Here is an 8121-nt window from a genome sequence, read left to right as displayed (position 1 = left end):
TGCCCGGTTGATGCGGGACGCCGAGTCCGTCACCTGCCGGCCCAGCCGCTGTGCCTCGACGAACACCCGTACAGCGAGCACCGCGAGAACGGCGAGACCCAGAAAACCCACGGCAACCGCGAACATCGGCCAGAACATGACGCCGAGCCTAGACCGTCCCGGCGCGTGGTCGTGAACGCCGGCCGGTCACACGGTGGAGTGCAGACGCAGCGTCCTGACCCCGCCGCCGGTGAGCAGCTCCACGATCCGCTCCCCCGCCGGCTTGCGGACGGCGGACCCGCACTCGGGGCAGGTGAACGAGTAGAACGTGGTGCGGCTGGTGGCGCCGATGGCCAGGCGCAGGGCGCTCGCGGCGAGTTCGAAGCGGCCCCGGCAGTCCGGGCAGCCGGCCCGGAAGACGACCGGGGCGACGCGTCTCATGCCGGCGAACGCGGACGCCGCCGTCACGCCCGGCCGGCCGGGCCCCGTCGCCTCGCTCACAGTGCCCGCTCCTGCCCGTCGTGCGCGGTGCCCGTCCGGTCGGCCGCCGTGTGTCCCACCGCGTCCTCCCGGGCCGGGCTCGCGCCGTGCGCCGCGACGGCCTCGATGCCGTCGTACGCCGCGAGCGCCTCGCGGGCGGCCTGCCGGGCGCTGCCGGCGAGCTCGGGCGGGGAGACGATCCGGCCGTCGCGCCCGAGCCGGAGCGCCAGCCTCCGCAGGGACGCCGGGTCGGGCGTGCGCAGGGTGATGCGCAGGCCGCCGTCGGCGAGCTCCTCCGCGCTGTCGTGCGGGTAGTACTCGGCGACCCAGCGTCCGCCCGGGCCGACCTCCACGACGACCTCGGGGTCCTCGGCGGCCGGCTGCACCAGCGCCTCGGACAGGTCCCGCAGCTCCACCTCCGGCGGGGCGGCGGGCTCGTCGAGGATCCGGATCTCGGCGACCCGGTCGAGCCGGAAGGTGCGCCGGGCCTCGGAGCGGCGGCACCAGGCCTCGACGTAGGTGTGTCCCACGCTGACGAGGCGGATGGGGTCGATCTCGCGCTCGGTGAGCTCGTCGCGGGCCGGCGAGTAGTAGCGGATCCACAGGCGCCGGCGCTCGGAGATCGCCCGGTCGACGTCGGCGAAGACGCCGCCCTCGGACTCGAAGGTGACGGACAGGCGCGAACTGGCGCCGGCCACCTCGCCGGCCGCGGTCTCCACCTTGGCGGTGGCCCGCAGCAGCGCCTGCCGGTCGCTCTCTCGCAGGCCGGGCAGGGTCGCCACGGCGCGGGCGGCGACGAGCAGCGCGGTGGCCTCGTCGGCGGCGAGCCGCAGCGGCTCGGCCGCGTCGGCGCCGAGGGCGGCGGGGTTGTGCCACCAGATGCGCTCGCCGTCGGTGTCGATGTCGAGCAGATCGCCGCCACGGAAGCTGGTGCCGCACATGGGCAGCACGTCGAGGTCGGAGACCAGCTCGTCCTCGGTGATGCCGAAGGCGCGGGCGACGTCCTCGACACGGGCGCCGGGGCGCTCGCGCAGATACGTCACCAGGGACAGCATCCGTCGGGTCTGGTCGATGGCGTTCACGGGCCTGACCGGTTTGCCTGCCACTGTGTTGTCCGCTCCCCCTCAGCCCTTGGCCACGGCACGCAGCCGGTCCACCACGTCCGCGCGCAGCTCCGCGGGCTCCAGCACCACGACGTCCGGTCCGAACTCGACCAGCCAGGCGTCGAGGCCGTGCCCGTACGGAATCTCCAACTCGTCCCAGCCGTCGCCGAGTTCCCGCACGGCGGTGGCCTTCGCCCGAAGGGGGTAGCCCGCGCCCGACCGCAGCCGGATCAGCGCGGAGCGGTCGGCGGTCTCCCCCGCCCAGCTCGCGACCGTCTCACGGACGGTGACGACGTCGGGCACGGGGGCGGTGAATCGCGCCCCGCGCGAGCGCACCTTGCCGGTGATCCGGGACAGCCGGAAGACCCGCTCCGCACCGCGGTCGCGGTCGAAGCCGGCCAGGTACCAGTGGCCGCGCCAGCACTCCAGGGCCCACGGCTCGACGTGCCGGGGCTCGGGCTGCGCGGCGTTGGCCTTGCGGTACTCGAAGAGGACCGGGCGGCGGTCGCGGCAGGCCAGCATCAGCGGCTCGAAGGCGGCCTCGTGCACGGGGATGCGCGGCTCCAGCGCGCTGTGCGCCCCGTACGGGTCGACGTCCTCGGGCAGCCCGGCCGCCCGCAGCTTCTGCAACGCGCCGCTGGCCGCGCCGGCCAGCCTGGCCTGCTGCCAGACCTTGGCGGCGAGCCCGAGCGCGGCGGCCTCCTCGGCGTCCAGGGTGATGGGCGGCAGTCGGTTGCTGTCGCGGCGCGCGAGGTAGCCGATCTCGCCGTCGAGGCCCTCGACGGTCTCGATGACCAGGCCGAGTTCCCGCAGGTCGTCCTTGTCCCGCTCGAACATGCGGTTGAAGGAGTCGTCGGATCCCGCCTCGAGGTAGGCCTCGATGGAGTCACGCAGCTCGCGCTTGCTGAGTGGCCGGCGCGTCCCGAGCAGACACAGCGCCAGGTTCATCAGCCGCTCGGCCTTGGCAATGGCCATCGACGCCCTTCTCCCTATGGTGCTTACGACGGATGACCGTACCGCCCCGCGGTGGCGCGGCAAAAGCCGAGGGCCCATGCCCGGACAGGCATGGACCCCGAATGACCGGCTCTGATCACTGTCCGTTCGGACAGCGATCACACGTCGATCAGACTCCGAGCAGATCGACCACGAAGATCAGCGTCTCGCCGGGCTGGATCGCCGGGGTCGGGCTCTGGTTGCCGTAGGCGAGGTGGGCGGGGATGGTCAGCTGGCGGCGGCCGCCGACCTTCATGCCCTGCACGCCCTGGTCCCAGCCCTTGATGACACGGCCGCCACCGAGCGGGAAGCGGAACGGCGTACCGCGGTTCCAGCTGGCGTCGAACTCCTCGCCCGTGCTGAAGGCCACGCCCACGTAGTGGACGGTCACGGTCTGACCGGCCTCGGCGACCGGGCCGTCACCCTCCCAGATGTCCTTGATCTCGAGGTCCGCCGGGGGCTCGCCGCCCGGGAAGTCGATCTCGGGCTTGTCGATGCTCACGTGTCTGGCTCCTGCTTGTCTGTCTCGTGTGTCGGAAGGCAACGCCCAAGTCTTACATCCCGGGGGATCACATCGTCGCGAGGATGTCGACCGAGAAGACCAGCGTCGAGTCCTTCTCGATGCCGCTGCCCTGCGGCGGGTTGTCGCCGTACCCCAGCTCCGGCGGGATGACGATCAGGACGCGGCTGCCGACCTTCTTGCCGGTCAGGCCCTGCGACCAGCCCTTGACGACCTGCTGGAGCGAGAAGGACGTCAGCTGCTTCCTGCCGTACGTGGAGTCGAACTCCTTGCCGCCGTCCCACACCACGCCCTTGTACTGCACGAGCACGGTGCTCTGCGCGGCGACCTCGGGGCCGTCGCCCTCGATCACGTAGTTCGCCACGAGCTTCTTCGGCGCCGCCGTGTCGGGCACCTCGATGGAGGGCGCCGCGCCGTCGGTGTCGGTGCCGACCTTGGGCAGCGCCGCGTCGTCCTGCGGGACCTCCTTGCCCTTGGCGGAGCTCTTGGCGTTGAGGGTGTCCTTCACGTCGACCACGAACACCAGGGTGTCGGTGCCCTTGATGCCGCCCTGCGGGCTGCCCTGGTCCCCGTAACCGTAGGCCGGGGGGACGGAGAACTGGACGCGGCTGCCGGCCTTCTTGCCGGCGAGCGCGTACCGCCAGCCGTCGATGATGCTGCCCTGCGTCAGCTGGATGACGATCGGCGTCTTGCGGTCGTAGGAGTTGTCGAAGACCTTCGCGCTGTCCCAGATCTGGCCCAGGTAGTCGGCCACCAGGAAGTCGTTCTCGGCGACCGCCTTGCCGCCGCCGGCGATCGCCGTCTTCACCGCGAGGTCCTTGGACGGCTCGCCGCTGCCCTTGGCCACCGTCGGCTTCTCACCGAACTTCGTGCCCGCCGTGATCGCCGGCAGCGGACCGTCGACGATCTTCGGGGACGGCGGCGCGGACGTGCCCGACGCCTGGGGCGACGCGCTGTCGCTGGCCTTGCTCGAACCGGAGTCCTCGTCACCGCATGCGGCGAGCGTGACCAGTCCGGCGGGAACGGCGATGAGGAGGGAGCGTCGGCGCACGGTGGGGGCCTCGTAATCGGTGTCGGTCGATCGTGTCTGCTGGCGTGCGCGCAACTCTACGGCGTGAGAAGGGCACCGTACGGATAACGTACGGTGCCCGTGTGGCGTTCCGGACCCTTCGGGTGCGGGCGCCTTCTCGGTGCCTCCCGGTCACATTCCGGCGATCAGCTTCTCCACCCGGTCGTCCACCGACCGGAACGGGTCCTTGCACAACACGGTGCGCTGCGCCTGGTCGTTGAGCTTGAGGTGGACCCAGTCGACGGTGAAGTCCCGGCGCTGCTCCTGGGCCCGCCGGATGAAGTCGCCGCGCAGCCGGGCCCGAGTGGTCTGCGGCGGGACGGACTTGCCCTCGAAGATCTTCAAGTCGTTGGCGACCCGGGCGGCCTGGCCCTTCTTCTCGAGCAGGTAGTACAGCCCACGACGGCGGTGGATGTCGTGGTAGGCGAGGTCTATCTGCGCGACCCGCGGGTGGGACATGGTCATGTTGTGCTTGGCCCGGTACCGCTCCAGGAGCTTGTACTTCATGACCCAGTCGATCTCGGTGCCGATGCGGTCGAGGTCCTCGGCCTCGATGGCGTCGAGCGTGCGGCCCCACAGCTCCAGCACCCGCTCCACCGTCCCGGTGCGGATGCCGCGGCGCTCGCAGAAGTCCACGGCCTTCTCGTAGTACTCCCGCTGCACCTCCAGCGCGGACGCCTCCCGGCCGCTGGCCAGGCGCACCTTGCGCCGCCCGGTGATGTCGTGGCTGACCTCGCGGATGGCCCGGATCGGGTTCTCCAGGGTGAGGTCGCGCATCACCGTGCCCGCCTCGATCATGCGCAGCACCAGGTCGGTGGCGCCGACCTTGAGCAGCATGGTCGTCTCGGACATGTTGGAGTCGCCGACGATGACGTGCAGGCGCCGGTAGCGCTCGGCGTCGGCGTGCGGTTCGTCGCGGGTGTTGATGATCGGCCGGGACCGGGTCGTCGCCGAGGAGACGCCCTCCCAGATGTGCTCGGCCCGCTGGCTGACGCAGTACACGGCGCCGCGCGGCGTCTGAAGCACCTTGCCGGCACCGCAGAGCAGCTGCCTGGTCACCAGGAACGGAATCAGGATGTCCGCGAGCCGGGAGAACTCCCCGTGCCGGGCCACCAGATAGTTCTCGTGGCAGCCGTAGGAGTTTCCCGCGGAGTCGGTGTTGTTCTTGAAGAGGTAGACGTCGCCCGCGATTCCCTCCTCGTGCAGGCGTCGTTCGGCGTCCACCAGGAGTCCTTCGAGAATGCGCTCGCCCGCCTTGTCGTGGGTGACGAGTTCGATCACGTTGTCACATTCGGGTGTGGCGTATTCCGGATGTGATCCCACGTCGAGATAGAGGCGGGCGCCGTTGCGCAGAAAGACATTGCTGCTGCGGCCCCATGACACGACACGGCGGAAGAGGTACCGCGCCACCTCGTCAGGCGACAGGCGGCGCTGTCCCCTGAACGTGCACGTGACGCCGTACTCGTTCTCCAGCCCGAAAATGCGGCGGTCCATGACTGAACATTACGCCTGATGACCCGAACTGAAACGGGGTTCGACGGCACGGTTTGGATCATTTTCCGATGAAGCCGCAACGACCGCTCCCCGCGCGGGAGCTGCGAGGACCCGTCCCGTGCAGGCCAGCACGAGCAGCGACACGACACCGGCCGCCCCGGGCACGGCGAACCCCCACAGCGCCCCGCCGTGCTCCACGACCGGCCCGGCGAGGCCCGTTCCGACCGAGGCTCCCACGGTGAACGTCGTCACCAGCCAGGAGAACGCCTCCGTCACCGTGCCCCGCGGCGCGTGCAGATCGACGAGGACGAACGCGCAGGCGATGCAGGGCGCGAGGAAGACTCCGGCCACCGCAGTGAGCAGCACCATGGCGACCGCGCCCGGCGTCAGCATCAGCGGCAGGTAACACACCGCCAGAAGGGCCACCAGGAGCCTCAGTCGCCGCGCCGGGTCACCGGCCCACTGCCGGGCCCCGTAGACGGCACCGCCGACCAGCGCGCCGAGGCCCAGGGCGGCCATCAGCCAGCCGTAGACGGCGTCACCGCCGTGCGCGTCGGCGTACGGCACGGAGGCGACGGTGATGGAGCCGAGCGCCATCCCGATGAACAGGAAGGCGCCCAGCAGTGCCAGGAGGCCGGGCGAGCGCAGGGCGCCCAGCCAGTGCGCCTCGCGCGGAGCCGACCGCCACGCGCGCGAGGGGGGCGACACGACCACGGACAGGGCACCCAGCACGCCCATCGCGTTCAGCACGAGCAGCGCCACCAGCGGTGACCACAGGGACACGCACACCGTCACGAGCAGCGGCCCGACGGTGAACATGACCTCCTGCGCCACGGCGTCCATGGCGTACGCCGTGTGCACCTGGTCCTCCTCGCGGAGCACACTCGGCCACAGGGCCCGCAGACCACCCTCCAGCGGGGGCGTGAAGAGACCCGAGGCGCCCACGGCCACGTACGCGAGCGCCGCCGGGTCGGTACCGGCGAAGGCGAAGACCGCCATGGCCAGCCCCGACAGCACGGCGGCGGGCAGCTGCACCCGGGGCTGCCCGTGCAGATCGACGAGCCGTCCGAGCACGGGCTGCCCGACGGCGTTGGCGACGCCGTACACGGCGGCCAGGGCCCCCGCGAGGCTGTACGAGCCGCCCTCGGCCCGCACGAACAGCACGATCGCGATCGCCGCGGTGGCGTTGGGCAACCGCCCCACGAGCGTGCCGACGAGCAGCCGCACGGCGTGCCGCGCCCGGAGAATGTCCAGGTATCCGGCGACCACGACCCACCCCCTTCGCATGAGACCTCAATGAGGTTTTACGTATAACTTGCGTCGCCATACGTACCATGTCGGCTGTTCACGAGTCCAGACGAAAGCGCAGGCGAACGGTGGCACGAGGCAGCACCCGCCCCACGAGCCGGGACGTCGCCCAGGCCGCCGGCGTCTCCCAGGCCGCGGTCTCCCTGGTCCTCGGCGACAAGTGGCGCGGCCGGGTGTCGGAGCCGACCGCCCAGCGGGTCCGCGAGGCCGCCCACGCGCTGGGCTACCGCCCGAACCTCGCCGCCCGCAACCTCCGCCTGGGCCGCACGCGCACGGTCCTGCTGGTCGTCCCGGCACTGACCACGGAGTTCTTCGCGGGCGTCTACACCGGCGCGGCGCGTGTCGCCGCGGAGCACGGCTTCGGGGTGGTCCTCTACCCGTCCCCGGAGGGCGTCGGCCCTGCCCGGGACCCGTTCGCCTCCGCGCAGGCCGCCCTGGACGGCGTCATCGCGTCCTCGATGGCGGCCGACGCGCTCTCCGCCATCCGGGGGGACCAGCTTCCTCTGGTCATGCTGGACAGCGACCCGGAGGGCAGCCTGGGCGCGGCGACGGTGAACCTGGACATCGCGGACGCGGTCCGCCAGCTCGCGGAGCACCTGCTGGGGCTGGGCCACCGCCGTTTCCTGCACCTCGCGGCGGACGTCCCGTCCTGGACCTTCGAGGTCCGCGCGCGGGAGCTGGCGGCGCGGCTGGACGCCGTCCCCGGCACCACGCTGCGCACCGCGCGGTCCGCCATCTCGATCGAGGACGCGCTGACGGCCACGGCGACTGCACTCGCGGGGCCGGGGCCTCGCCCGACGGCGCTGGTCTGCGACGACGACAAGCTGGCGGTCGGCGCGTACAAGGCGGCCCGGCGGGCGGGGCTCCGCATCCCCGACGACCTCTCGGTCACGGGCCTGGACGACCTGGGCCTGGCCACGGCGATCGACCCGGAGCTGACGACGGTCCGCCTGGACGCGGAACTGTTCGGCGCCCGGGGGATGCGGGCGCTGCTGGCAGTCCTGGACGGCACCACCCCGGAGGCCGGCGACATCCCGGTGACGTTGGTCGTACGAGGCTCCACGGGCCCCCCGCCGTAGCCACCACGCGGGCCGCGTGGTCCGGCGCTGCCGAGGTGCCCGGCGCGGGTGCGGGCCGGGGGTGGGTGCGCGGCCCGGCGCTGCCGGGGTGCCCGG

Annotated in this window: 8 protein-coding genes; 1 reads left to right on the top strand and 7 read right to left on the bottom strand. The window is 72.0% G+C overall.

Going from position 1 to position 8121, the window contains the following annotated elements; translation table 11 throughout:
• Window positions 1-186: 186 nt before the first annotated feature.
• The 7 genes from GTW67_RS10385 to GTW67_RS10355 form a co-directional block, all read right to left on the bottom strand.
• Window positions 187-420 carry a hypothetical protein gene (locus tag GTW67_RS10385; RefSeq protein WP_202436839.1) on the bottom strand — a complete coding sequence of 78 codons (234 nt, stop codon included), beginning with the start codon at window positions 418-420 and terminating at the stop codon, window positions 187-189.
• Window positions 421-476: 56 nt separating this feature from the next.
• Window positions 477-1565, bottom strand: a complete 1089-nt coding sequence (locus GTW67_RS10380; RefSeq protein WP_346010562.1) for a helix-turn-helix transcriptional regulator — start codon at window positions 1563-1565, stop codon at window positions 477-479.
• Between the two features lie 18 nt (window positions 1566-1583).
• Complete coding sequence (locus GTW67_RS10375) at window positions 1584-2537, bottom strand: helix-turn-helix transcriptional regulator (RefSeq protein WP_161163602.1); 954 nt, start codon at window positions 2535-2537, stop codon at window positions 1584-1586.
• 148 nt (window positions 2538-2685) lie between these two features.
• A complete protein-coding gene (locus GTW67_RS10370) occupies window positions 2686-3057 on the bottom strand; it encodes an FKBP-type peptidyl-prolyl cis-trans isomerase (RefSeq protein ID WP_161163603.1) in 372 nt (123 codons plus the stop codon).
• Between the two features lie 67 nt (window positions 3058-3124).
• Complete coding sequence (locus tag GTW67_RS10365; protein ID WP_161163604.1) at window positions 3125-4126, bottom strand: FKBP-type peptidyl-prolyl cis-trans isomerase; 1002 nt, start codon at window positions 4124-4126, stop codon at window positions 3125-3127.
• A gap of 150 nt (window positions 4127-4276) precedes the next feature.
• Window positions 4277-5638, bottom strand: coding sequence for a Pup--protein ligase (gene pafA, locus GTW67_RS10360; protein WP_052837743.1), 1362 nt, complete (start codon window positions 5636-5638; stop codon window positions 4277-4279).
• A gap of 9 nt (window positions 5639-5647) precedes the next feature.
• Entirely contained in the window at window positions 5648-6907 is a 1260-nt protein-coding gene (locus GTW67_RS10355) for an MFS transporter (RefSeq protein ID WP_161164506.1), read from the bottom strand.
• Window positions 6908-7014: 107 nt separating this feature from the next.
• On the opposite strand from GTW67_RS10355, the gene GTW67_RS10350 reads away from it, so the two are divergent.
• Window positions 7015-8025: a substrate-binding domain-containing protein gene (locus GTW67_RS10350; RefSeq protein WP_161164505.1), complete on the top strand. Its 1011-nt coding sequence runs from the start codon at window positions 7015-7017 to the stop codon at window positions 8023-8025.
• The last annotated feature ends 96 nt before the right edge of the window (window positions 8026-8121 follow it).

The organism is Streptomyces sp. SID5910, assembly GCF_009862125.1.
Classification (GTDB): domain Bacteria; phylum Actinomycetota; class Actinomycetes; order Streptomycetales; family Streptomycetaceae; genus Streptomyces.
The sequence above is the reverse complement of the archived record's forward strand: the minus strand, read 5'-3'. Positions and strand labels throughout refer to the sequence as shown.

What these genes read in the sequence shown, in the direction of transcription:
- GTW67_RS10375 (WP_161163602.1), bottom strand. Translation starts at nt 2,537, where the DNA reads ATGGCCATTGCCAAGGCCGAGCGGCTGATGAACCTGGCGCTGTGTCTG.
- GTW67_RS10385 (WP_202436839.1), bottom strand. Translation starts at nt 420, where the DNA reads ATGAGACGCGTCGCCCCGGTCGTCTTCCGGGCCGGCTGCCCGGACTGC.
- pafA (WP_052837743.1), bottom strand. Translation starts at nt 5,638, where the DNA reads ATGGACCGCCGCATTTTCGGGCTGGAGAACGAGTACGGCGTCACGTGC.